Source organism: Xylanibacter ruminicola 23 (genome assembly GCF_000025925.1).
In the GTDB taxonomy this organism is placed as follows: domain Bacteria; phylum Bacteroidota; class Bacteroidia; order Bacteroidales; family Bacteroidaceae; genus Prevotella; species Prevotella ruminicola.
This window is the reverse complement of record NC_014033.1, coordinates 3,231,563-3,257,152: the sequence shown is the minus strand read 5'-3', so window position 1 is coordinate 3,257,152 and position 25,590 is coordinate 3,231,563. Positions and strand designations below refer to the sequence as shown.

General features: G+C 47.6%; 14 protein-coding genes and 1 pseudogene. 1 reads left to right on the top strand and 14 read right to left on the bottom strand.

Features of this window, described 5'->3' with window-relative positions; genetic code table 11:
• Positions 1-38: 38 nt before the first annotated feature.
• The gene (locus tag PRU_RS13730) at positions 39-1,199 is read right to left on the bottom strand and encodes an exo-alpha-sialidase (protein ID WP_013063757.1); all 1,161 of its coding nucleotides are present in this window, start codon (positions 1,197-1,199) and stop codon (positions 39-41) included.
• Positions 1,192-2,214 carry a glycoside hydrolase family 53 protein gene (locus PRU_RS13725; protein WP_013063402.1) on the bottom strand — a complete coding sequence of 341 codons (1,023 nt, stop codon included), beginning with the start codon at positions 2,212-2,214 and terminating at the stop codon, positions 1,192-1,194. Before PRU_RS13725 ends, PRU_RS13730 begins: the two co-directional genes overlap by 8 nt.
• Positions 2,215-2,343: 129 nt before the next feature.
• On the opposite strand from PRU_RS13725, the gene PRU_RS13720 reads away from it, so the two are divergent.
• Positions 2,344-3,216 carry a hypothetical protein gene (locus PRU_RS13720; protein WP_041386323.1) on the top strand — a complete coding sequence of 291 codons (873 nt, stop codon included), beginning with the start codon at positions 2,344-2,346 and terminating at the stop codon, positions 3,214-3,216.
• On the opposite strand, the gene PRU_RS13715 is transcribed toward PRU_RS13720, so the two are convergent.
• From PRU_RS13715 to purL, 12 genes and pseudogenes are all read right to left on the bottom strand, one after another.
• Positions 3,217-5,268 (bottom strand): glycoside hydrolase family 43 protein, encoded by a 2,052-nt coding sequence (locus PRU_RS13715; RefSeq protein WP_041386321.1) that lies wholly within the window; start codon positions 5,266-5,268, stop codon positions 3,217-3,219.
• Positions 5,269-5,372: 104 nt separating this feature from the next.
• A complete protein-coding gene (locus tag PRU_RS13710) occupies positions 5,373-6,422 on the bottom strand; it encodes a family 43 glycosylhydrolase (RefSeq protein WP_013064174.1) in 1,050 nt (349 codons plus the stop codon).
• Between the two features lie 4 nt (positions 6,423-6,426).
• The gene (locus PRU_RS13705) at positions 6,427-8,202 is read right to left on the bottom strand and encodes a glycoside hydrolase family 43 protein (protein ID WP_013063755.1); all 1,776 of its coding nucleotides are present in this window, start codon (positions 8,200-8,202) and stop codon (positions 6,427-6,429) included.
• Between the two features lie 459 nt (positions 8,203-8,661).
• Positions 8,662-10,125 (bottom strand): annotated as a pseudogene (locus tag PRU_RS13700) (hypothetical protein); the annotation flags it as partial.
• A 43-nt stretch (positions 10,126-10,168) separates the two neighbouring features.
• Complete coding sequence (locus tag PRU_RS13695; RefSeq protein WP_033150532.1) at positions 10,169-11,917, bottom strand: RagB/SusD family nutrient uptake outer membrane protein; 1,749 nt, start codon at positions 11,915-11,917, stop codon at positions 10,169-10,171.
• A 37-nt stretch (positions 11,918-11,954) separates the two neighbouring features.
• The gene (locus tag PRU_RS13690) at positions 11,955-15,170 is read right to left on the bottom strand and encodes a SusC/RagA family TonB-linked outer membrane protein (RefSeq protein ID WP_041386318.1); all 3,216 of its coding nucleotides are present in this window, start codon (positions 15,168-15,170) and stop codon (positions 11,955-11,957) included.
• Between the two features lie 184 nt (positions 15,171-15,354).
• The gene (locus tag PRU_RS13685; protein WP_013063949.1) at positions 15,355-18,276 is read right to left on the bottom strand and encodes a two-component regulator propeller domain-containing protein; all 2,922 of its coding nucleotides are present in this window, start codon (positions 18,274-18,276) and stop codon (positions 15,355-15,357) included.
• On the bottom strand, positions 18,273-19,574 hold the full coding sequence (locus PRU_RS13680) for an MFS transporter (RefSeq protein WP_013064553.1): 1,302 nt from the start codon (positions 19,572-19,574) through the stop codon (positions 18,273-18,275). The genes PRU_RS13685 and PRU_RS13680 overlap by 4 nt, the downstream gene beginning before the upstream one ends.
• A gap of 23 nt (positions 19,575-19,597) precedes the next feature.
• On the bottom strand, positions 19,598-20,623 hold the full coding sequence (locus PRU_RS13675) for a LacI family DNA-binding transcriptional regulator (protein WP_013065485.1): 1,026 nt from the start codon (positions 20,621-20,623) through the stop codon (positions 19,598-19,600).
• Between the two features lie 72 nt (positions 20,624-20,695).
• Positions 20,696-21,271 (bottom strand): chromate transporter, encoded by a 576-nt coding sequence (locus tag PRU_RS13670; RefSeq protein ID WP_013063661.1) that lies wholly within the window; start codon positions 21,269-21,271, stop codon positions 20,696-20,698.
• Positions 21,272-21,287: 16 nt separating this feature from the next.
• Positions 21,288-21,836 carry a chromate transporter gene (locus PRU_RS13665; protein ID WP_041386315.1) on the bottom strand — a complete coding sequence of 183 codons (549 nt, stop codon included), beginning with the start codon at positions 21,834-21,836 and terminating at the stop codon, positions 21,288-21,290.
• Entirely contained in the window at positions 21,836-25,546 is a 3,711-nt protein-coding gene (purL, locus tag PRU_RS13660; protein WP_013065273.1) for a phosphoribosylformylglycinamidine synthase, read from the bottom strand. The genes PRU_RS13665 and purL overlap by 1 nt, the downstream gene beginning before the upstream one ends.
• Positions 25,547-25,590: the final 44 nt, after the last annotated feature.

Genomic DNA, 25,590 nt, shown 5'->3' with positions numbered 1-25,590 from the left:
ATCGACTACAAAGACAACAAAAAAATGTTACCATCACGTTAAAGCCCTAAAGGGTTAACGATAGTACATTGCACATCTTCCTTATTGGTAGAATAGCCTATATATAGTTTTTGATGAAACACAATGGCCTTGGGATAGCTATATCCCAAGGTTTTATATTTTCCTTCATAGCGTCGTGGCGGCAAATCGCTTGCTGAACCACTACGCAATAAGACGGCCTTATCAAACTTAATACCATCGCAGCTCAGATGCAGCACGAGCGGCCAGCGGCGCTTGGCTGGGGCTGGACAGCTAACCATATACGAGGTGCCATCGGGTAGATTACCTGCACATTGTTTGGTACGCCCATCTGGAATAGTTGTGCATTCAGGTCTTGTCCATGTTTCTCCCCTATCCTTACTTATAGATACTAATTTACGGAAGCTACTGCTTTGGTCACGGAACAGCATCACAATGGTGCCATCGGGCTGTACGTACTGACTGGGCTCAATCTCTCGCGATGTTTTGCCCAAGTCTTTGTATTCAAACAGTCCTTTACGCCAACCGCTAATACCTTTCGGATCATCGGTATAAACAGGACATACATGTAATCCTGGCATAAAGTGAGTGGCCCCTACTATACGCCCATCAGGCAAGCGATAGGGATCTTGCTCTAACACACCATCCATCTCGCTGCCATCGGCCATTCTTACAGGTTTCATGGAACTCCACGAAAGTCCGTCGGTACTGGTTATATAACAAGTCTTTCCGCCTCGTGGCGAAAGTCCCTTCTGCCAAGTATCAATAAAAGCTAACAGTGTATCACCATTAACCAGCCAGCCGCCTGATGTACAATAACAATCCTTATCTGGTGCAGCCAGCGTTATAGGCTTGCTCCATGTGTTACCATCATCGTTACTGATGCTGTAAACCACACGGGTATCATCGCTATCCTCATCCTTAGGAGAGCTTTGCCACATGCAGTACAACGCTCCCTTAAACGCAGCCAGCACAACGCCATTTGCATAGTGGTCGGAATCGTCAGTTGCCTTAAACACCGTAACATTTTTTACGTTAGCAGCCGGGTGTAACCCCACAGTTTCATACTGAGTGGTATCGATTACGCCATTGGGGATAGATGGCATTTGTATCTGCGCTGTAGCAGAACCACTACACAACAGCAGAAATACAATAATATATAAGGAAGCTAATTTACTCATTAAAAGCCTCCATGATGGTTGTTGGCGCGGCGTTACTGTTAAAGGCGCCGAGCTTATAGCCACCAGGCAGGCACTGGGGTTCCCAGTAGAACACACCACGGCAACGGCCATTGGTTTCGCTACGTGCCTCGCGAATCACACGGGTTAGCTGGCGGCGACCCTCGTCCATCTTTTCAGGATGCTGCTCATCTACCTCAAAACCTGTTTCAACTATCATCACATCGCAGCCGTATTTTTCGCTACAATGGCGGATGTTGGCCATACAGTCGGTAATAATGCCATCGGGATTCAATTCGGGATGATCCTGCATGGCCCAGTAGGGATAGAGCGACATGCCTATCATATCGAACTTGCCACCATACTTCTTTACGATGTCAAGGTTATAATCGTAGAGGCTCTGCAAGTGTCCGCGATCCAGATGCACGATAACGATGGCACGAGGAAATACCTTCTTTACAGCATCGTAGCCAGCTCGGATAAAACCTGCATACTGCTTGGGATTCTGCTCGATATGTCCCATGGGCCAGAGCAGTCCGTTGGCCGTTTCGTTACCCACCTGCACCCAACGTGGCTCTATGCCATTAGCTTTGAGCAGCGATAGTACATCGATGGTATGTTGGCGCACATCCTTCTTCATCTGCTTGTAACTATGATTTTTCCAAGCCTCGGGGATAGGCTGCTTGGCAGGGTCGGCCCACGAGTCGCTGTAATGAAAGTCAACCATCAGGTCCATACCAAGTGCTTTGGCACGCTTGGCCATAGCCAGCAACTCGTGCTTATCGTTCATGCCGCCACGTGGGTTCACCCACACTCGCATGCGGATGGCCTTCATCTGGTAGTCCTTCTTCAACAGTTCCAAGCATTCTCGTTCCTTTCCATCACGATCGTGAAATTTTACACCATGTTTTTCCTGACCTGTGAGAAATCCCACATCGGCTCCTTTTACAAAGTCATTCTGCGCAAAAGCACTCTGCGAAACGAGTGCCATAAACATCGATACAAGCAGTAGTTTCATAACATTTAGTTTATTTTTCTGCTGCAAAAATAGGACATTTTCTGCAAAACGCAAACACTTTACCCTAAAAATGATGGTAAAAACCTGTTATTTTAAAAATATGTTGTATATTTGCAGCCAAGAAGTAATATGATTATGTTTAAACGTGCTATTTATAAAACAATACTTATAGCACTGCTGATGCTTTGGCAAACTACAGCATTGGCAGCAAACTTAAGTAGCAATACCAACGAGAAAACCGACTCGACACAGTTGGTTATTAAACTCGATGCGGCATATAAATGGGTGGGCGAACATCTCGACTCGCTGGCAGACTCGTATCTGGCAAAAAGTGGCAATATTCTCGACCCCGACAATGTACGCGAGGAATTAAAATGCATTGGCTACAACGGACTGAACGTTACCGATTATATCATGGCCAGCCGACAGATAGACAGTTTGGTATTAGCCAGACTGATTGACCGTGCTGAGGCCGAAGGTAACAAAACCATCTTTTTTATGATGGGATCGACAGCATCTGGCAAATCTACTGCTTTGAGGAACAATCCCAAACTGAAAGCGCTAGCCCATAGTGCAGGATTGGTGTACGATGGTGCTTTTATCAGTATTCCATCATTCGAGAGTCGCCTAAAAATGGTACAAGACCGTGGGTTTAAAGCCAGCATCGTGTTTGTGCACAACGATCCGGTAACAGGATTCACGAATATGATTAACCGCTTAATCAGGTCGAATCGTGCCATGAGTCACTATTACTATGTGTATTGTTATCCGCTCTTTAAGGGGCGCATTGCCTATCTGCTGAAAGAGCATCCCGACATCACGCTCTATTGCTTGGACAACAGTCATAACAAGGGCGGTGTACGTGTTAGCATCGAAGAGGCGTTAACATGGGATTACACCATCACCGAAGAGGTTGAAAACAAACTCAACGACATCATGCAGGAGTTTATCAACTCAGGCAAGCTCACCCCCGCCCAGGTGCAAGCCCTCATCGCAAAATAATTACTCCCAACGGAATACGGCGCCATTGCGACGGGCAGGGTCGGCACCAGCGTAGTCCATCGAATAAGGACTGCCTGTGGTGGGACTCTTACCGATGTAACGGTGGGTACGCAAGGAAAGGAGCATAAACTCGTGGTTGAGATAGTCCTGCCACAGGAACATCTCGGCCTTCGACTCATCGGTAGTCAGGCGCACATCGCCTGGAATACCAAAGCCTGAACACCATACATAGCGCCCATCTTCGCACTGAAGAAACACTCTGCCCTGACCTTTATCGATGATATGGAAACGCGTTTGTAGACTCTGATCAGACTTATCCGTATCATAAAGCAAACCATGCTTCTGAGCGATGGCTGGCTTGCCGGTAGCTAGATTAATGATGCGGAAGCTCTTGCCATAAGGGATATTACCACTACGATCGGCCTGTGGCTCTACTACCTTAAAATTGTCGAACTCGGCATATCCGCCCTGTTTTCCTTTATGATTAAAGGCAAAAAGGGCATGGCGCGAGCCCTGGAACGAGATAAGCTGATAGCTGAGTGGCATTTCGCGACCCAGTTGCTGATAAGTGTTGCCATCGAGCGAATACTCATAATGAGCCAGATTGTTATCATAATCGCCCACCATACGGAGCCACAGCTTTTCGGCATTCACTTTTTGATTGATAGTATCATTGGTGGCCTGTTCGAAGCAGCGGAGTGTAAGGGTATTACCATCTTTTACAATGCCTATCCACGAGCAGGGCACGTTGATATTGCCAAGACCTGCCACATCGCCATCTTTCAAACCTTTGGTAAAGAGCTCGACAGTGGTGATAGACGTAGGACCGATGACACGCTGAGTGAGTGTGTTTCGTGCCCACATCAGTTGTTCGGCAGGCATCGATTGAAGACGCAAGCGGCCCTTTTTCAAGCTCCACTTACTATCATCAGGATTGTGGTTCCACTGCCACACGCGACCAAGCTTTGCAGCATTAAAATCCTCGCTACGCAGATATGGGGCATGTGCTTGAGCGTTGACACTAATATTGGGTTTGAACCAGGTACGAGGCGCACGACCAAGATTGCCTTCAAGGCCTATCATAGGCCAGCCATCCTTCCAGGTGATGGGTGAGAGACAAACGGTGCGGCCGATGCTATGAAAGTCCATCATCAATAGTGCCCACCACTGGCCGCTCTGATCCTGAACGATACCACCCTGGTGGATGTTGGTGCAGGCTGTGGCATCTTTATCAACCTGAGGAATACCGAACTTGGTTCCATCCTCGCCAATACGATATTTTACGCCTTGCGGCACCTGTGTAAGCGGGGCGGCATGGTAGCCAAAGGTTTCGTCGGCGGTAATGGTAACAGTTTCGTAAGGTCCCCAGATGCTTTTGGAACGACTACAGAGGGTACGGCCATTAGGCATATAATCGGTAGATATGATATAATACATACCATTAATCTTATACACATGATGGCCCTCGCCGATGGCATTGCCCTCGGGGATAATTACACGATCAGTACCCTCAACAGGACCGCTCATATCAGGCTTCAATTCGGTACAGTGCACCTCGCCATACTTATGGATGGCATAAATCTTACCGTCGTCGTCGAAAAGCACGGAGAGATCGTAGATGTTGCCCTGCATGTTATGATGCTGCCAAGGGCCACGGATATCCTTCGAGGTATAACACTGCAGACCTTTACCGTTGATGTTGGTAAACACATAAAACTGGCCGTTAGCATAACGGATGGCAGGTGCCCATACACCCTGACCGTAAATCTCCTTGTGGTTTTTGAGAGAGAAAGCATCGTCATCGAAATCGAAACGATCAAAGCAATACGAGATATTCTCCCAGTTAACCAAATCCTTGGAGTGCAGAATCACCAGACCAGGCACGGTATGCATGGTGGTACCAGCCAGATAGTAGTCGTCGCCCACACGCAGAATGTCGGGATCGGAAAACTCATCGTAGAAAAGCGGGTTGGTAAATGTGCCATTACCGTTATCGGCCGTCCACGACTGGGCGAAAGCCGAAGTAAAAGAAAAGTGAAAAGCGAAAAGCATTGTTATCGCCTTTAACCAAACATTACTGCAAAATTCTTTATTTCTAACTAACTTATAACTAACTATGGTGAACATAACTCTTCACTTTATCACTTTTCTTTTCATTATTTCAAAGTCGGCCATCCGTCAGGCGTCCAACTGATAGGACGCTGGATGAGAATAGATGCTCCTTGGTGAGCAATGCTATAGCCGTGACAGATAAAAACATCCTGACCATCGATATGGTAAGCTGCGCAATGACCAGCAGCCTCGAATGCCTTTTTATCGCCCTCGATAAAGAGGTTGCCACCACCATAGCGCATATCAATGCCATGACGGTCGAGATACGGACCATCGATGGTTTTGCTACGACCTACCGCTACACGATAATTGCTCTTGCTACCCTGACAACAATAATCCCACGATACAAACAGATAATAGTATCCTGCGTGTTTGAAGATAAATGGAGCTTCGATGGCATTTGGTCCGGCATAGTCGGACGTTGGATTCTTGGGTGGATTAGGATTGATGGGCAGCGCATTCTTGCTGGCCTTACTATCCAAGTTAAACCTGCGGGCGATGGTACGAGGTTTTTCACCCTTGGCGATATGCATGGTGGAATCGAGACGCGCCAGTTGGATGCCGTCCCAAAAACTGCCCCATACCAGCCAAGGCTGATCCTGGTCGTCGATCACAAAGTTAGGATCAATGGCATTCCAGTTGTCACGACCTTCGCGCGAAGTAACGATACAGCCCTCGTCGTTCCACAAGCCAGAAGCCAGCTTCTGGGTAGAGAGCAGTCCGATGGTCGAGCCGTTCTTACCAAAGGTAGAGCAGCTATAAGCCATCCACCATTTGCCATGCCACTGAATCACATCGGGTGCCCAGACATGCTGCTGGAAACCTGGCACAGAATCGTGTGTCCACTTAGGGATAACCGACATCACCGGCTCTGTATGCACCGTCCAGTTCTTACGATCAGTTGAAGTCATTTTCTGGATGCCCATACCTGTGGCAAAGATATAATAAGTACCATCCTCGTAGGCCATCACAGGGTCGTGCACCATGGGTGTGTCTGTAACAAAAGGCATACGCTGCTTGGGGTGCTGCTGTCCATAAACCGCCAGGTTTGCACTCAGGACTAACAGCATCAACGAGACAACTGTTTTTCTCATATTCTTATTTTACTATGTATTTTTTACCGTTCTGGATATAGATTCCTTTACGTTGTGGATTGTTTACGCGGCGACCTTGCATATCATAGATAGCCCCATTCTGGCGTATATTGTCAGATAGCGTTTGGCTGATGCCAGTGGTTTCGCTATACTTATAGCCCCAGATGGTAACACCATCATCGGCCAAAGCCGTGAATGCAGGTGTCTTATCGTCGCTAAATGTTTTATTCTCCAAGTTCTGTTCTACCATCACACCTTTATAAACGGTTGAACCCAACGTGATGGTGATGTACGAGGTGCCCTCGTTAATACTCCAAGTACCACTCTGACTGCCACTTATGCTACCATCGGCATTGAGTTGGATTTCTACGGGGGTAACCAGTTCCTTGGTAGTGTGATTCAGGCGATATTTATGTATCAACAGCTTGTAACCTCCAGGAACTTGGGCTGTTGCTATCTGCTGAGAGGTAGCAATATCGGCACTCTTTACCTGCTCGCCAGTATACTCGAATGGAGCTGCTACCAGCCAACCATCCTGGTTCTGGAACACTTGATGCACACGCACCTGATGGTTCTCGCCAGAATTCTGGAAACGGGTATGATAAACCAGATAGGTACGGCCATCTTCGGCAGCAAGGATAGAGTTGTGACCCTGCGAGCGCTCTGAGAGATTTCCTGTAGCCATGTTGCCCCAATCGCCATAAGCACCAAAGATGTTCACACCACGATCGGTTTTTGACTGCGGACCGAAATTGACCATAAAACTCTGGAAGATAGCATCCTTGCCCTCAGTATCCAGATAAGGACCATCGGGTTTCTCAGAACGGAACACACGCATCTGGTAACCGCCATTGTTATAGTCGCTGGCCACACCACCTGCAGCCAGTCCGCCGTAGGTTACAAACAAGAAGTAATAGTTACCGATATGCTCGATGTACGAGGCTTCGCCCGACACATAGAAACCGCCAGCAACTTTCTTGCCGAAATAAGGGTCGACAGTTACACCATCGCCAGCACCGGTCAGGGTATATTCCACATCGTAGTCACGCAGACCAGTATTCTCATCAAGTTCGAGCATCCATATACCACCACTCCAGGAGCCGTACGATATCCATAGCTTACCATCCTCGTCGTAGAACACGCAAGGGTCGATGCAGTTGGGATAACGTTTGCCCCAGTTGCTGCCCACAGCATAGCGACCTGGCAACGAAGCCTGAGTACCGATGGCCACTTCGAGATCGGTATCCTTATAGGATGTGCCGGTATGGAAACCACTCATCACCACAGGAGCCTGATAAAGGTAGGGACCTTCGATATTATCGGCTGTAAGCAGAATGATGCTCGAATACCAGTTATCGCCATTCACACTAAGGTACATACACCATTTTTTCATGGCTTTATTCCAGATAACATCTGGCGCCCACATATTGCCATCAACATTATAACTGGTACTACCACGCTTAGCCCAAGCTGTAGCACTGAATTTTGGCAACGACACAGTTGCACCGCCTTTCTTAACGGTAGTTACTGCGGGGGTTGTAAAGGCTGCACTGTTGGCTGCATTCTGACTGGATGCTGTGGCCCAAGGAGCCGTAAACGCTGTCCAGTTCATCAGATCGGTAGTTTTTGCCGCCGCACGGTGCGAGCCGAAAATGTAGTACGTCTGGGACGCTGGCTCCCACACGATGCTTGGGTCGTGTACGCTTACTCGCTTCAGCGTGTACGCCAAAGCACCCATGGGAACCAGTGCAGACAGTAGTATATACAGATACTTCTTCATCAATTTAAATTATTCGAAAATCAAGTGACTCCCATCTACAGTGAATCGGAAATAGAGATCGCTACTGATGGGGCTGATACCAATGTAATCCTGCTTATAGGTCTTGCCATCGTTACCTGCCATCACACACTTCACATCGGCCGAACCGCCCTTGTTAGTAACAGATACGGTTACCATAGCCTCGTCCATAGCCTTGAGCCATGCACCCCAGTCGCTCTGACCACCACTTGGTGTGCAAGCACCATAGCTGTCGCCCCAGCCATAGTTGTCGGCACGTACCACACCATACTCGTTGGTACCATCGCTGGTAAGAACTACACAGAAGTTATTCCAGTTGTTCTGGAGGTTTGTAAAGTTCTTGATGCGTGTGCTAACGGTATAGCCCGAAGGTACGTTGAAGTCCTGAGAGTGAGCACCCCAGAAGGCTGTAGAGTTATCCTCGGCACCAACCACATCATCGAACTCAAGATGGCTACCATCCACGGTAAAGCGGAAGTAGAAGTCGTCGGAGTTAATCTTGATACCCTTATACTCCTGTGTATAGGTAACGCCGTTGTTGCCAACCATCACAGCCTTCACATCGGCAGAACCGTTACCATGGTTAGTAACATAGGTAGTAACCTTGGCACCATCCATAGCCTTGAGCCATGCACCCCAGTCGCTCTGACCACCAGAAAGTTCGAGGGCGGCATTATTCTCATAGCCTGCACCCCAACCATAGTTATCGGCACGTACTACGGCATACTCAGAATTATCGGCAGCACAGAGAACAACGCAGAAGTTGTTCCAGTTGTTCTGACCATTGGTATAGTTGGTAAAGCGCGAAACAAACGTTTCCTTAGCACCAACCTTGATATTCTCAGAATGAGCACCCCAGAAGGCAGTCGTGTTATCGGTAGCACCAATGCTGGTGTACATCTTATCAACCACCTGGAATGAAGCGTATGCGATAATAGGATTAGCAGCCTCGCCCTTATAGGTCTTGTTGTAAACGGCTACCAGCGTCTTACTGCCCAACTGATCCATATTTGGAATAGCCTGGAAGGTAAGATCCTTGGCTGTAACCTCCTTAGATACACCCTGCTCGAACTGAACTGTAGCAGTAACATTAGCAAAGGCATCGGCAGCCTCGGTACCCTGCAGCACCTTCTTGGGCACACCATTCAGTGTCATCGAAAGTGGCTGCTTATCCTCCTTAGAGGTAAAGCCACCGATAGGCTCGATGGTAGAACCCAGCCAGCTAATATAAGAACCCTCGGGAACCAGGAATGCGCGGATAGTGCCGTTAGAGGCATCAGCATTCAGGTTAACCAGAGCCGAAGTCTGGTTATAGGTCTTTGTAACCACGCCATTAGTCATGGTAACCACCAATCCACCATTGGTACGGTCGATAGTGAGTGTTACCTTACCACCTAACTTATCAACACCAGTATCGGTATCGGTAGCAAACTCCAAGTCGCTCGATGCCAGACTACGGTCGATATAGTCACCCCACTCAGAGTTACCACTGGGCTGATAGTCGTATCGGATAGCACCATACTCCTTATAGTTGCCAGCACCACGATCCTCGTCGTTAGTAATAATCATGGCAAAGTTCTTATAAGTGTTAGAGGCACTGGGATTGATATTCAGGTTGAACTGAGCAATCCACTTGCCGCCTTCGGGAATCTGATAGTACTTAGAGAACTGAGCCCACCAGCCTGTAGAGTAATCGGTAGCACCAACGGTGTACACATCCTCCTCCATACCTTCAATCACATCGTCGCCCTGATTCTTAGCCTTTTCGGCAGCAATAGAATCAGCCTTTGACGAAAGCCAATCGGGTGCATTGATGCTGAACAAATCACCACCTTCGCAACCTGTCAGCGTGAGCAAGCTCAAGGCAGCCGAACAGATGACTGTTGCTATTTTATTGTATTTCATAATCTTATAGTTTTTACTTTTTTACCTTTTTCTTATTTACCTTTTATTTGAGGTTCACCACAGGATGAACAGGGCCGTAAAGTTTATCGGCATTGCTCTCGCTCTTGTTGGCTGAGTTACCAACCAGGTTGGGGTTATCATTCAGTGTTCCCTGATAGATGGGGAAGAACTCATGACCCTGGATCCAACTGTCGTACGAACTCTTGAGCTCAGGATCGAGACCTACCTCGGCATAGCTTACAGGCTCTTTTACACGGGTCTTGTCGTTGGTACGACGGAAGGTGCCATGCTCCTTAATCTGCTGCAGACGATCGGCGCTGTAGAAGAAGCCCCAGCGAACAAGGTCGAAACCACGACCGAACTCACAACCGAACTCCTTAGGACGCTCAACGTTAGCAATCTGCTCGAACAGCTTATCGGCATTGCCAGAGAAATCAGCTAGCTTCAGATCGGCCAAACCGGCACGGTTACGAACCTGGTTAATCCAGTCGATAGCCTGCTGTGTAGGACCATTTACCTCGTTCTCGCACTCAGCAGCACGCAGCAGTACATCAGAGTAACGCATCATACGCAGGTTGATACCGCAGTGCAGACCTGTTACCACCTTATCGTAAAGACCAGTACGCAGGTTGGTATTCTTAGCAATAGGCAGTCCACCATTGTTGTTATTGGTTACCACGGGGGCATCGGCTGTCATAGGCACGGTATAGCAAACGTTACCATACTCAAAGCCATCCCACTCGGGCTCGTAAGTACCGATGGTCCAATACAGGCGTGGATCGAGCGAACCACTGGTGGTCTTCTCAGACTTAAAGAGCTGATAGAGCCATGGAGAGGCAGAAAGGTCGGCCCATCCACCCATGTCACCAGGACCAAAGTTACTCTCAACGGCATGACCCTGAGTAGCGTTAGGACTGGTGTTTACAGGTGTCCACTCGTCGTCGGTACCCTGTGAGCCGTAATCCAGATACTGAATCTCGAACAGGCTCTCAGCATTGTTCTCATAAGCAGAGCCCTCGCGGAAGTTATCGCCATAGTTCTTCATCAACTCATAGTGACCATACTTTCCGCCAATGATATCCTTCAGTACGGCAAGAGCCTCGCTGTACTTATGACGCATCATCAGTGCACGGGCATAATAGCCGGCAGCAGCACCGTTGGTAGCACGGCCCAGCGCCCACTGACCGCCTGCATCGCGACTGGGCAGCAGGGTCATAGCCTCGGCAAAGTCCTTCTCTACCTGATCCCAAGCCTCATCGTAGGTGCTGTTAGTACCATAAAGACCATCGAGTGTAGAATAGGTATTATAATCGGTAATCAGAATAGGGTTCTGATAGTAACCAGTCAGGTTATAGTAAGCCAGACCGCGCAGGAACAGCATCTGTCCCTTGATGCGCTTCATAGTCTCAGAAAGAACTGAGTTATCCTCGCCACAACGAGTAATAGTGTAGTTACATACATTGATGGTGTAATACCAGTCACGCCATGACCACTGACCAATCTCGTCGGTGAAAGGTGCATTCAGGTCATCGAAAGGCATATACCATACCTGCGATGAGTTCCAAACTTCATCACCACGACAAACGTCGAGTGTATAGCCCACACGGGCATAGGTGCCCTCCATACGGATGTGGTTGTAGGCAGCAATCACATTCTCCTCTAATGATTCGACATCGTTGCCGAATGTGGCTGTGGTTTGCTGGTTAGGGTTCGATACATCCAACTTGCTATCGCACGAAGCGAGAGTGCCAAGACCTACCAGTACAGCCAATGAAATTTTATGTAGTTTCATATACTTCAATTTATCAATTATTATATCAATGCTCATCTTAGAAAGTGAAATTCAAACCAGCCATAAAGCTTCTGGCAGTTGGGTACGAACAGTAGTTGAATCCAGGAGTGAAGGTACCACCGGCATAATCGACATTGTAACCCTTATAACCTGTGAAGGTGAAGAGGTTCTGAGCCGAAACATATACTCGTACACCAGTTACGTAGTTGGCGAACCACTTGTTAGGCAGGTTGCAGCCAAGCTCTACGTTAGCAATCTTCCAGTAAGCGGCATTCTGAATCTGGCGGCAGCTGAACAGGTCGTTCCAAGCCAAGGTTGCACTGTTAGAGAGGTAAGTGCGGGGGATGTTTGATACGTAGGTACCACCATCCCACTGGTTAGCAGCAAGAATATCAACACTCTTATTACCGTAGCCGTAGCTTGAATTCAGGGTGTTATAGAGATAATCGGTTACATGGTAACCAAGGGCACCATAAGTTGAGATACTCAAATCGAAAATCTTGTACTCGAGGTGTGCACTCAAACCAAAGTTAACCTTTGGCAGACCGCTACCCAAAACTGTCTGGTCGTCGGCATTAATCTGACCGTCGCCATTTACATCGCGATAGTAGCAATCACCTACATGGGCACCTGGCTGATACTCTTCCAGACCTTGAGCCTGTGCAAGTGCGTTCAGCTGATCGAGCTGCTCCTGGGTACGGATAATACCCTGGTAATCCCAACCATAGAACTTACCAACTTCCTGACCAACCTCGGTGATATAAGAACCAGTGATATACTTCTCCGTACCGAAACCAAGCGATGTAACCTTATTCTTCAAGGTGCTCAGGTTAGCACTGATTTCGTGCTTCAGAGCGTGATCGCGATTACGATAGGTGAGTGAGAACTCGAATCCGCTGTTCTCCATCGAAGCGGCATTCATGGTTACTGAAGTGTTAGCCACACCTGCATTGGCTGGAACAGGCACGTTATAAAGCAGATCCTCTGACTTATTCTTATACCACTCGGCAGTAAACTCGATGCGGTTATTGAAGAAAGCCAGATCAAGACCTACGTTCATAGTCTTTCTCTTCTCCCATGTCAGGTTCTCGTTTACGAAAGTAGAAACAGCCGAACCAGTAACAGGCTGATTACCGAAGCTATAGGTCATGTTGTTACGGGCCATAGTTGCCTCGATGGCATAGTCGCCTACAGCAGCCTCGTAACCCAGCTCACCATAGCTGGCACGGAGCTTGAACATATTCACGATGTCGCGATTGATGGGGAAGAACTTCTCCTTATCGAAACGCCAACCAAGAGATACAGATGTGAAAGTATCCCAGCGGATATCCTTTGACAAACGAGAGCTACCATCGCGACGTACGATACCCGAAATGAGGTACTTGCCATCGAAGTCGTAGTTCAAACGAGCCAGGTAAGAAGCCAAAGTGTGCTTGTACTCATAGCTTTCGGCACTCCAAGAGCTGGCATTCTGCAGCTGCAGGAAGTAAGGCTGCGACAAGTTAACACCAGTAGCCGACTGTGTCTGGGTGTTCTCCTCCTGATAGGTCTGACCTACAACGATGTTAGCGTGATGCAGACCAATGGTACCATCGTAAGTAAGTGTATTCTCAATCAGTGCATCAGTGTACTTACGATGAGCCTTGGTAAGGCGCTCGTTCTCCTTAGCCAGATATACACGGTTACTCTGAATCCATGCAGGAATCCAGGTTTTATCATTACAAGATGTGGTGCTATATGACAGGTTGATCTTATAAGTGAGCTGATGATTCTTGCTCTTAATACCTACCATCGACAGCAGATCGACATCGGCAGAAGCGGTACCTACAAAACGATCGACGATGGTATTACGTGTAAGCATCTTATTTACCAGCAGTGGGTTCATAGCCGAGATATCGCCATGTACGGTATCGTAGTAAACACCATAGCCATAAGCATCGTACTTGTAGCCACTGGCAGAGCCTACCACATCGTCGAGTACCCATGTTGAAGCGTCGTAAGCCTTAATGGTAGGCTGCATATTGAGCACACCACCTAACACGTTACCCAGATTACCATACAAACCCTGTACATACTCATTGGCATTAGATACTGCCAGGTTGTCCTGATCGGAGTGAGAATAAACAAGACTGGTACGGAACTTCACGAACTTGGTATCCATCGTGTTGTTAACACGAGCAGTATAACGCTCGAAGTTTGGACCAGCACCCTCGAGGGTACCCTTCTGATTATAGTAATCAAGACTTATATTATAGGTATTATTAATACCACCACCACTCAGGTTCACGCTGTGGTTCTGACGGATACCAGTCTTGAAGGCCTCGGCCAACCAATCGGTATCGGTATTATCGCGGAAATGATAGTAACCATCAGAACCCAAGCTATATCCACCGGGAACAGGAATACCAGCATTCTCGGCAGCAATACCCAGATAACGACTATACTGTTCGGCATTGGTCAGATCGTAAACACCTATCTGGATTTTATCCACACCGAAATAGCCCTTATAATCTACCTTAAGTGGCTGCTCCTTCTTTCCGCCCTTGGTGGTGATAATTACCACACCGTTTGCAGCACGGCTACCATAGATAGCACCAGCAGAAGCATCCTTGAGTACCTGAATGGTCTCGATATCGTTTGGAGAGAAATCACGAATACTGGTACCTACGGGCACACCATCGATAACATAAAGAGGTGCTGTGCTACCAAAGCTACCGATACCACGGATACGTACCGTTGGGTCGGCACCAGGCTGACCATCAGAGGTAATCTGCACACCAGCTACCTTACCCTCGAGCATAGAAGAAATGTTAGAATGTGAAACGCGCTTCAACTCGTCGGCATTCACAATAGATACAGAACCTGTAAGGTCGGCTTTCTTCTGTACACCATAACCTACCACAACAACCTGGTCGAGCATCATGGCGTCGCTTTCCATTTCGATAGTTTCAATAATCGCGCGTCCGCGTACAGCTATCTCACGATCCTTGTAACCTACATAGCTCACCACAAGTGTACCATTGGCAGGTACATCGATGGTAAACTTTCCGTCGAAGTCGGTAATGACACCCGTCTGTGCCCCCTTCAACTTCACTGTTGCACCAATGAGTGGTTCTCCCTCTTGGTCTACAACCTGGCCGCTAACCTTAATGGTTTGCTGTGCCACTAATGCCATAGCAGGAACCGGATAAGCCGACAGGCCGCCCAGCATACCTAGCGCAAGCATCGCAGAGATAAATACATGTTTTCTCATTGCTAATTGTTTTAAGTTTTAATTTGAATTAGTTAAAATTTGAAATAATCTGGCGCAAAGATACGGAGATAAAACAAAGCAATGGTGGACAAAATGATTAATAAGGAGGACAAAATAATTTTTGTCCTCATCCGTGTATATTTTCCACTTCTTGAGCTATATCAATTCACATCCTTGAGCTAAATCAAGACCAAGAACTTGGATTGACACCATACATCTTAGTAAAACAGCGCGTAAAATATTTAGGATCATTAAAGCCTACTGCATAGGCTATCTCAGTAATATTACGGTTAGTGGTTTTAGACGATAACATCTCCTTAGCCATATTCAAGCGGTAATTGCGGATGAACTGTCCAACAGGCAGTCCAGCCTCGGCATTGAGATGCTTGCTGGCTACACTACGGCTCATACCCAAAGCATCACAAAACTCCTGCACTCCGAACTCGGAATCCATATAGTGCGTCTCCATAATCTCCATCACACGCTCCATAAACGGACGTGTACTCTTCATTACTTCCTCCTTGTCGGCCTCCACACTCTTGGTCACGCTTTGCTTATAGCGCTCTTGGTTATCCAGGATGTTCTGGATGCGAGACTGCAACTGACGAGGGTCGTCAGACTCTTCCAAAACCCTGCGGATAGGTGTCAGTAACTGCTCTGCCTCGCGACGCTTTACAACTGCGGCCCACCTATTATATAAATATATCAGGAATACTATAAACAGGATACTTAGCAACATACGGAACCACCAGCTACGCCAGAAATACGGTTTCACAACGACCTCGATAGAGATGGTAGTACCCTCAACAGCCGTCTGGACCGACTTATAGTTCACCTCAAAAGTGTAGTTGCCTGCAGGCAACACACTATAGCGCACCGAATGCTCACCAGGCTTTAAGACAACCCAATCGTTATCAAAACCCTTCATACGGTAGCTGTACACACCCTGCATCTCATAGCCATAGTCGAGGGCAGAGAAATCAATAGAGAAAGAGCGATGTCCCTCCTTCAACCAGATATTCTTGGCCACAGAGATGTCTTCAGTCAAATAGCCACTGCCTGCTAATGCTTCTTGGTTATCCACCATCAATCGGGTGAATGTGAGATGACCATGATAATGGGTGTCGGTATTATCATCAAGCATTTCTATCAATCCTGCCTCGCTACCCAAGCAAATATTACCAGAAGCATCCTTTATAGCAGAGTTCCAATAGAAATGCGGACTTATCAATCCATCATGCTGTGAGTAGTTAGTAAAAGCCTGCAATTTGGGATCATAGACCGACAAACCATTCTGAGTAGTAATCCATAATCTGCCATTACGATCCTCTACGATGCCTTTCACGCCATTATATACCAATCCATCCTCCTGCGTCAGCACATCAAAATGCTCCTTTCCATCATTATCCACCACACGCTTATACAAGCCGTATCCGTTACTACCCAACCACAGAGTACCATCGCTGGTTTCGCAAAACGAAGAAATCTTATCAACGATTTTGGATGTAGGATCGGCCAAAAGATGGCGGATATTGCGAGTTGCAAACTGTCCATTCTTCTCTGATTTCAAATCGACGATCACAACACCTTGCATGCACCCCATCCACAAGTGACCATCGCGCGTTACGATCGAGCCTATACAACCTCGCACCAACTGGCACTCTTCGAATGGTTCTATCAACTGTTTGTTTTTAAAACTATAGAAAAACAAACCATCGTTACTACCAATCCACATGCCGCCGTTAATGGCATCGTAAGCCATGGCGCCGATATAATTGGTTAACCGGGCCTGTTCGGCAGGAAGCTCAAGACGGACAATGGTTTGAGGATTCTTCATGTCAATCCAACAGAGTCCGCCTCCCCACGTGCCAACCCACAAACGACCATAGCCATCGGCAGCCAATGTAGATACACTGTTATGCGGCAGGGCTGAATTAGACTTTGTATAATGGATAAACGCTCGTTCGCCTTTAACTCTGCGATTCAAACCTCCTTCAACTGTTCCCACCCACAGTGTCCCATCAGGAGCTGCGTACATGGCATTCACAGGATTGGGAGATAGAGAACTGGGGTCCTGAGTGTGAATACTATTCTGCAACAGCAACTGTCTTGGCACGAGTCTGATGATACCACCAGCCTCAGTTCCCACATATATCAATCCATCATTCACCAGCAAGCAATGCACAAAATCATTTTTCAGTGGTGGATTGCTGGCTTGCGTCCAAGCCGTAAAAGTGCCCGACTTATCGTCGTAGATGTTCACACCGCATAGCGAACCCACCAACAGTGTATTATCTGGCATCAGGGCGAGACTCGACAAAAACTCGTGCGAGAGATGCTGGATGGGCGTCTGATCCAAACGCTGCAGATATGGATCGTAGCGGAAAAGACCATGGTTAGTGGTGAGCCAAACAGTATTACCACGCTTCAGGATATCGGTAATATAAAGACCATACAAGGGATGGAGCAAGGTAGATATCTCTTCTCTTACCAGTTTGCCATCCTTCTCTACCATACGATAGATACCGTAATCGATACCTACCCAAGGTTTGCCATTTCCTTCAACATCACAAATACATATCTCAGGGGTATTACCTCGATACTGATATGAGGCAATATGAGCTACACTTCCATCTTCGGCAAAAGTAATCAGATTAACGCGTTTGTCGGTAATAAGCCAGATACGTCCAAGAGCATCGCAGTAGGATTTTACACCTGACTGAGAAAGCAGCGACACCAAATCGGCATTAGGCGATTTGGGAACGACAGTAAGCATCGTACGCAGGTCGATGACATTCGTACCTTCGTCGAAGGTAACCCACAGGCGTTTAAAACGGTCCTCGGCTATCGACTTGCACGACAGGCTCTTCAGACCAAGCATCGGCGACATCATACCATAGCCGTCGTAACGCACTAATCCGCCACCATATGTTGCTATCCACAAAAAACCATTAGAATCGGTATAAAGCGAACTGACATTGTTATGCGGCAAGCCGTTCTCGAGGTTGATATACGACAGATTATACCGCTCAGTTAATATGTTGCCGCTGGCCAACATGGTCAGCGACAACATACAAGAAAGTATAATCGTAGTTAATCGATTCACTTTTTAGTCTTGATATTGAACACGGCACAGGCTCCGGCAAACAACAGGATACCTGATACAATCATCATATAGGCCTGGTTGCTACCAACAAGTGTGAGGATAGAGCCACCCAACAAAGCTGCTACAATCTGAGGCACACAAATGGTTCCGTTGAAGAGTCCAAGATAAGCACCCATGTGACCATAGCCCTGCAAGGCATTAGTAACCAGTGTGAACGGACATGCCAGCTGGGCAGCCCAAGCACATCCGATAAACAGGAATGGTACAATCTGCAGGTACTGACCAGGACAGAATGGAATAAGTGCAAAGCCTAAACCTCCCAGCGCCATGCTGACAGCATAAGCCAATTTGATACTCTTGAAGCGTGGAATAAGGGCTGCCCAAGCTACCGAGCTCATAGCCTGAATGGCATAGAGCACACCCGTCCAGTTACCAGCCACCTGATAAGCTTCGCTGGCAGAATCTGCAGTATCCCAAACCGTAATCGACACTGCATCAACCACATATGTCCACATATAAAGGAAAGCAGCCCAACTGAAGAACTGCACCAAGCCGATACGCCAGAATGCCGAAGGGGCATTCTTAAGCAATACGAACCAGTTGCCCGAATCTTCTTTCTCGTTAGATACAGGATTGTATTCGGCATACTCCTCAGGCGTCCACTCCTTGACTTTGAGCGTAGTATAGATAACGCAGAGAATAAGAATGGCAGCACCAATATAGAACGACCAGATAACCGTATCGGGTACAACGCCTTCGGGAGCCACATTCTTCAGGCCAATCCAGGCAAATATGAACGGGAACAGGAACCCCACTACACTACCCGCATTACACAGGAACGACTGGATAGAGTAAGCTTTACCCTTTTGCTCTTCGTTTACCATGTCGCCCACCATCATCTTAAATGGCTGCATGGCCATATTAATACTGGTATCGAGCAACATCAGCATGAGCAAACCGAAGATCATTACCATGGAGATGCTAAGACCTAGCGAACCAGCATTTGGCAACAGACACATTACTGCTACAGCAGTCAAGGCACCAATAAACAGATAAGGTATACGACGACCGAAACGGGTCCAAGTTCTATCGCTCAGCGTACCCACGATAGGCTGCACCAGAATACCCATCAACGGGGGTAATATCCAGAAGAAACTCAGAGAGTGAGGATCGGCACCTAACGTGCGGAAGATACGTGAAATATTAGCACTCTGCAGAGCATAAGCAATCTGCACGCCAAAGAATCCGAAACTCAGATTCCACAATTTCCAAAAAGACAAATCAGGTTTTTGTTTCATATCTCTTAATTCTTAGTTCTCAATTATTTGGTTGTTCCTCGTACAACGAGACGGGTTTTAACCACGTGTTTCTCTACCTTATCGAGTGGCGACAGACCTTCGACCTTATCCATCAGAATGGTAGCAGCCTCCTCGCCTACACGATGACCACGCTGCTCAACGGTAGTCAGCATCGGGTCGCAGGCCACAGCACGCTGTCCGTTAGTAAAGCCACATATCTGCACTTCCTCTGGCACTTTGAAGCCTGCATGCTTAACGGTATAGAGCACACCGATAGCCGTATCGTCATTCACTGCAAAATAACCATCCGGCGGATTATCCATCGCCATCAGTTTAGGTGTAAGTTCCTCGGCTTCGGCACGATTATCGCACACCTGCACAATACTCTCATCAATCTGCATACCATGACTCAACAAGGCATCCTTATAACCATTAAAACGGTTCTTGGATATCTCGAGCTGAAGCGGACCGCCATAGAAAGCAATACGTTTGCAGCCCGACTCTATCAGGTAATTAACGGCGTTCATGGCACCCATATAGTCATCAACAACCACACGACTGGCGTTTACACCCGTGCATATTCTATCGTAAAACACGATGGGCACACCTGCATCAATCAACTTCTGATAGTGATCGTAGTTCTTGGTATCCTTGGCTTGCGACACAATAACACCGCACACCTTAAAGCGATGGAAGTTATCACATATCTGTGCCTCACGCTCGTACTGTTCGCCACTAAGCGCCACCATGATACGATAGCCACGGGCAGCAGCAGCCTCCTCGATACCTGTAAGGATGGACGAGAAATAATAATGCGTGAACTCTGGTACTATTACACCAATAACACGTTGGGGCATAACACGACTATGGCGAAGAGCCTCGCCAATGGCATTAGGATAGAAGTTATGCTCGCGTGCAAACTGCTGGATAGCCCTGCGACGCTCTTCGCTGATACGGGGTGAATCCTTGAGTGCACGCGACACGGTAGCCACGGAAATACCAAACTCCCGTGCGATATCCTTCATTGTCATTGGCGCCTTTTCTTCCATCGGTTTCCAATTATTCCGCGTGCAAAGATAATAAATCTTTGCGAAAAGCATCCCAAAATATCAAAAAAAATATTAGTACAGCAACAATAACCCCGCAAATGCAGCATAGCAGATCATGCGGATGGGATTGATTTTAAGATAACCTGTACCAAAAGCGGTAGCCACAAAAAGGGCGCAACTGATACCAAACTGCCAAGGATTCTCGATAGGTGTAGAGAAGTTCTCGGTGTTGCAAAGCAACAGGGTGGCAGCTGCCAACAGCCCCACAACAGCAGGGCGCAAACCTGTAAAAATCGACTGTACCAGCGATGTGTTCATATACTTCATAAACATCTTACTGATAAGTATCATCAGGATAAGCGATGGCAACACCAAAGCAAAGGTAGCTGTGGCAGAACCCAAAATAGAAACCAGATGACCATAACCCGCATTATGAATGGCAGTATAACCACAATAAGTGGCCGAGTTGATACCAATAGGACCAGGTGTCATCTGAGAGATGGCAACAATATCGGTAAATTCTGATGTTGAGAGCCAATGATGTGCCTCGACCGTTTCGTGCTGAATGAGTGAAAGCATACCATAACCTCCACCAAAGCCAAAAAGACCTATCTCGAAAAATGTGATAAATAAACTAACGAAAATCATATTTCAAGCACGAATTTCACGAATTACACGATGTCTTATTTATTCTGCCGTAGATATAACCTCCAACAGCAGCTATCATAATAATATAAATAGGTGAAACACCTAAAGCCCAGATAGCCAGGGCGCAGGCGATGGGAATCCAGATGGTGTACCAGTTGAGTTTGGCACGTTTACCCAAATTAAATGTAGGTACAGCTATCAGAGCCACCACTGCCGGACGGATGCCACGGAACATTGCTGCCACCACCTTATTATCCTTAAACTGGCTGAAGAACATGGCAATCGCCAGAATAATCAGGAACGAAGGCAAAGCCGTTCCAAGCGTGGTACAGATGGCTCCACGTGTTTTGCGCAGCTTATAACCAATAAAGGTTGCGATGTTGATGGCAAACACGCCAGGGCAACTCTGGGCGATAGCTATCAAATCGAGCATCTCGTCCTTGGTTACCCACTTCTTCTTGTTCACAACTTCTTCCTCTATCAAAGGTATCATGGCATATCCACCGCCAAGGGTGAATATGCCAATGTGAAAGAAGGTCTTAAAAGAATCCCAATATATATTCATTACTTGTGAGCCTCCACCCATTTACGTGCATTGACGAAGGCCTCAATCCATGGAGTAACCTCGTCCTGACGACGATCGGCAGGATACCAGGCGTTCTGCCATGGGAATACGGCTCGCTCTAAGTGAGGCATCATGCAGAGATGACGACCATCGGCTGAGCAGATACCAGCTACATTATAGTCGGATCCGTTAGGATTAGCGGGATAGCCAGCATAGTTGTACTTAGCAATCACATTGTAAGCGCTCTCAGCCTCTGGCAGTGAGAACTTACCCTCGCCATGAGCTACCCAAAGACCAAGTTTGTTGCCACTCAGTGAGCCAAACATCACGCTGTTGTTCTGAGGAATGCTCAGGCTGATGAACTCACTCTCGAACTTATGAGAGTCGTTGTGCAGCATCTTAGCACCCTTAGCACCTGTGAGACCGAGTTCTACCATCAACTGACAACCGTTACAGATACCCAGCGACAGAGTATTCTCGCGAGCATAGAACTTATCGAGAGCCTCCTTAGCCTTAGGATTGAAGAGGAAGGCACCAGCCCAACCCTTAGCCGAACCAAGTACGTCGGAGTTAGAGAATCCACCACAGAATACAATCATATTGATGTCCTCGAGTGTCTCGCGACCAGAAATCAGGTCGGTCATCATCACATCCTTTACATCAAAACCAGCCAGATACAAGCAGTAAGCCATCTCACGTTCACCGTTGGTTCCCTTCTCACGGATGATGGCAGCCTTGATGCCAGAAGCCTGACGGCGATCGGCTGAGATTCCATACAGAGCCAACTTACCAGTGAAGTCCTTATTAAACTGCATCTCGATAGGCTGCTTCTTATAGTTAGCGAAGCGCTCAGCAGCCTTGCCATTGAAGCTCTGCTTGCGATCGAGCAAATAAGAAGTCTTATACCATGTATCACGGAGAGCATCGATGTCGAATGTCTGCTCTGCATCACCAGCCTTCACAACAATAGTGCGGGCATCCTCAACAGGATAACCAATCTTAGCATAGCCAACGCCCTGCTCCTCCATGAAGTCCTTGAACTCCTGCTTGTAGTCATCGCTTACCTCGATAACTACACCTGGGTTCTCAGCGAAGAGAGTCTTAACAACATCGCCATCGGCACAAATCTCGTGCAGGTTGATATGCATACCACCCTTAGTGTTGGCAAAGCACATCTCGAGCAGAGTGGTAATCAAACCACCGGCTGAGATATCGTGACCAGCCATAATCCAACCACGATTAATCATCTCCTGAACGGCCATGAAGGCATCGGCAAAATACTCGGCATTCTTAACAGTAGGAACATCGTCGCCTACCTTACCTAAGCTCTGGGCAAAGGCCGAACCACCAAGGCGCTGCTCGTCGAACGAGAAGTCGATATGATAGAGTGACGCATTCTTATCGTTAACCAATACAGGCGATACAACTTTCTTAATGTCAGAAACCTCACCACCAGCTGATACAATCACTGTTCCTGGAGAGATAATCTTCTCGCCATTAGGATACTGCTGAGAGAGTGACAGCGAGTCCTTACCTGTTGGTACGTTGATGTGCAGGTCGCAGCAGAAATCGCTCAGAGCTTTAACACCAGCATACAAGCGAGCATCCTCACCCTCCTGAGAGCGGCAAGGCCACATCCAGTTAGCAGAGAGGCTCAGCGAATCCATTCCCTCAGCCAGAGGAGCCCAAACGATGTTGGTCAGTGCCTCAGCAACAGAGAGTACAGAACCAGCAGCAGGATCAGCCAGACCAGCCTGAGGTGCATGACCAAGCGCTGTGGCGATACCCTTAACACCACGATAGTCGAGGGCAACAACACCACAGTCGCTCAGAGGCAACTGAATCTCACCCTGACACTGCTGACGTGCAATCTTACCTGTAACCGAACGGTCGACCTTGTTAGTCAACCAATCCTTACAAGCCACAGCCTCAAGCTGGAGCACGCGGTCGAGGTACTCGTTAATCTTATCCTGACTGTAGGTTACGTCAGCATAGTGGCGTTCTACAGTATTATCCTTCATAATAGTCTTTGGTGAGTGACCGAACATCTGAGCCACATCCAAATCGAATGGTTTCACACCATCGCCCTGCTTGAACGAGAAGTGAGCATCGCCAGTAGTTTCACCTACTACATACAGTGGAGCACGCTCGCGCTCAGCAATCTTACGTACATGTTCGATATGCTTCTCATCGATGAGCAGTCCCATACGCTCCTGACTCTCGTTAGCAATGATCTCCTTAGAACTCAGAGTCTTGTCGCCAATAGGCAGTTTAGTCATATCAATCTCACCACCGCACTCCTCAACAAGCTCAGAGAGACAGTTGAGGTGACCGGCTGAACCATGGTCGTGAATTGAAACAACGGGGTTCACATCCTCCTCACAGAGAGCACGAACCAGGTTATAGGCGCGCTTCTGCATCTCAGGGTTAGCGCGCTGAACAGCGTTCAACTCGATACCATTGCTGTAGCGACCAGTATCAACTGATGATACAGAGCCACCACCAAGACCGATACGGTAGTTATCACCACCTACTACTACCACCTTGTTACCCTTCTGAGGCTCTTTCTTCAGGCAGTCACGCTTAGTACCATAACCAACACCACCAGCCAGCATGATAACCTTATCGTAAGCATACTTGGTATCGTTTGGCTCCTGGTGCTCGAAGGTGAGTACAGAACCGCAGATCAGCGGCTGACCGAACTTATTTCCGAAGTCAGAAGCGCCATTCGAGGCCTTAATCAAAATCTGCTCTGGTGTCTGATACAACCACTGACGAACGGGAAGAATATCCTCCCAGTCGCGAGTCAGCTTGTCATCGTCGGTCAAACGTGGATAAGCGGTCATATAAACAGCTGTACCAGCGATAGGCCATGAACCAACACCACCACCCATACGGTCGCGGATTTCACCACCAGTACCTGTAGCAGCACCATTGAATGGCTCTACGGTTGTGGGGAAGTTGTGTGTCTCAGCCTTCAGAGAGATAACACTCTCGATATCTTTTACCTGGAAGTAGTCGCTAGTACTCTGATCCTTTGGAGCGAACTGCTCAACCACAGGCCCCTGCGCAAAAGCTACATTATCCTTATAAGCCGAAAGAATCTTGTTAGGATTCTCCTGTGTAGTCTTCTTAATCATTGCAAAGAGGCTTGACTCCATCTCCTTACCGTCAATGATAAAGGTTCCGCCAAAGATCTTATGACGGCAGTGCTCAGAGTTGATCTGGGCAAAACCGAAGATCTCTGAATCGGTCAATGGACGTCCGTTCTTCTTCTCCAGTCCGTGCAGATATTCAATCTCCTCTGGACTAAGAGCCAGACCTTCCTGCTCGTTATATTCCTCCAGATTATCCACATACTTAATTGGCTCTGGCTTGATGTTGATGGTAAAAATGTCCTGATTCAGGCCATTATACATACGCTGCAACATCTCGTCGTGCTCAGCATCCTTTGAGTCTACGGCAAAATATTCCTCTATACGAGAAATGCCGCTGAGGCCCATATTCTGTGTAATCTCAACGGCATTTGTACTCCATGGTGTTACCATCTCGCGGCGTGGACCAACATAGTAGCCCTCCAGCTGCTCTGCATCTAATAGCGTGGCATCACCATAAAGCCAGTTTAATTCCTTGATTTCCTGTTCACTCAGTACGTGATCAACCTCCGTGGCGATCACCGATTTCTGTGGGGTCTGAAAGAAGCGTATCATACCTTACTTATTTTATAATATTTTAATTTGCGTGCAAAGGTACT

Bases quoted from the DNA above. Each gene is read 5' to 3' on its own strand.
- PRU_RS13730 (WP_013063757.1), bottom strand. From the start codon at position 1,199: ATGAGTAAATTAGCTTCCTTATATATTATTGTATTTCTGCTGTTGTGT.
- PRU_RS13725 (WP_013063402.1), bottom strand. From the start codon at position 2,214: ATGAAACTACTGCTTGTATCGATGTTTATGGCACTCGTTTCGCAGAGT.
- PRU_RS13720 (WP_041386323.1), top strand. From the start codon at position 2,344: ATGATTATGTTTAAACGTGCTATTTATAAAACAATACTTATAGCACTG.
- PRU_RS13715 (WP_041386321.1), bottom strand. From the start codon at position 5,268: ATGCTTTTCGCTTTTCACTTTTCTTTTACTTCGGCTTTCGCCCAGTCG.
- PRU_RS13710 (WP_013064174.1), bottom strand. From the start codon at position 6,422: ATGAGAAAAACAGTTGTCTCGTTGATGCTGTTAGTCCTGAGTGCAAAC.
- PRU_RS13705 (WP_013063755.1), bottom strand. From the start codon at position 8,202: ATGAAGAAGTATCTGTATATACTACTGTCTGCACTGGTTCCCATGGGT.
- PRU_RS13695 (WP_033150532.1), bottom strand. From the start codon at position 11,917: ATGAAACTACATAAAATTTCATTGGCTGTACTGGTAGGTCTTGGCACT.
- PRU_RS13690 (WP_041386318.1), bottom strand. From the start codon at position 15,170: ATGAGAAAACATGTATTTATCTCTGCGATGCTTGCGCTAGGTATGCTG.
- PRU_RS13680 (WP_013064553.1), bottom strand. From the start codon at position 19,574: ATGAAACAAAAACCTGATTTGTCTTTTTGGAAATTGTGGAATCTGAGT.
- PRU_RS13675 (WP_013065485.1), bottom strand. From the start codon at position 20,623: ATGGAAGAAAAGGCGCCAATGACAATGAAGGATATCGCACGGGAGTTT.
- PRU_RS13670 (WP_013063661.1), bottom strand. From the start codon at position 21,271: ATGATTTTCGTTAGTTTATTTATCACATTTTTCGAGATAGGTCTTTTT.
- PRU_RS13665 (WP_041386315.1), bottom strand. From the start codon at position 21,836: ATGAATATATATTGGGATTCTTTTAAGACCTTCTTTCACATTGGCATA.
- purL (WP_013065273.1), bottom strand. From the start codon at position 25,546: ATGATACGCTTCTTTCAGACCCCACAGAAATCGGTGATCGCCACGGAG.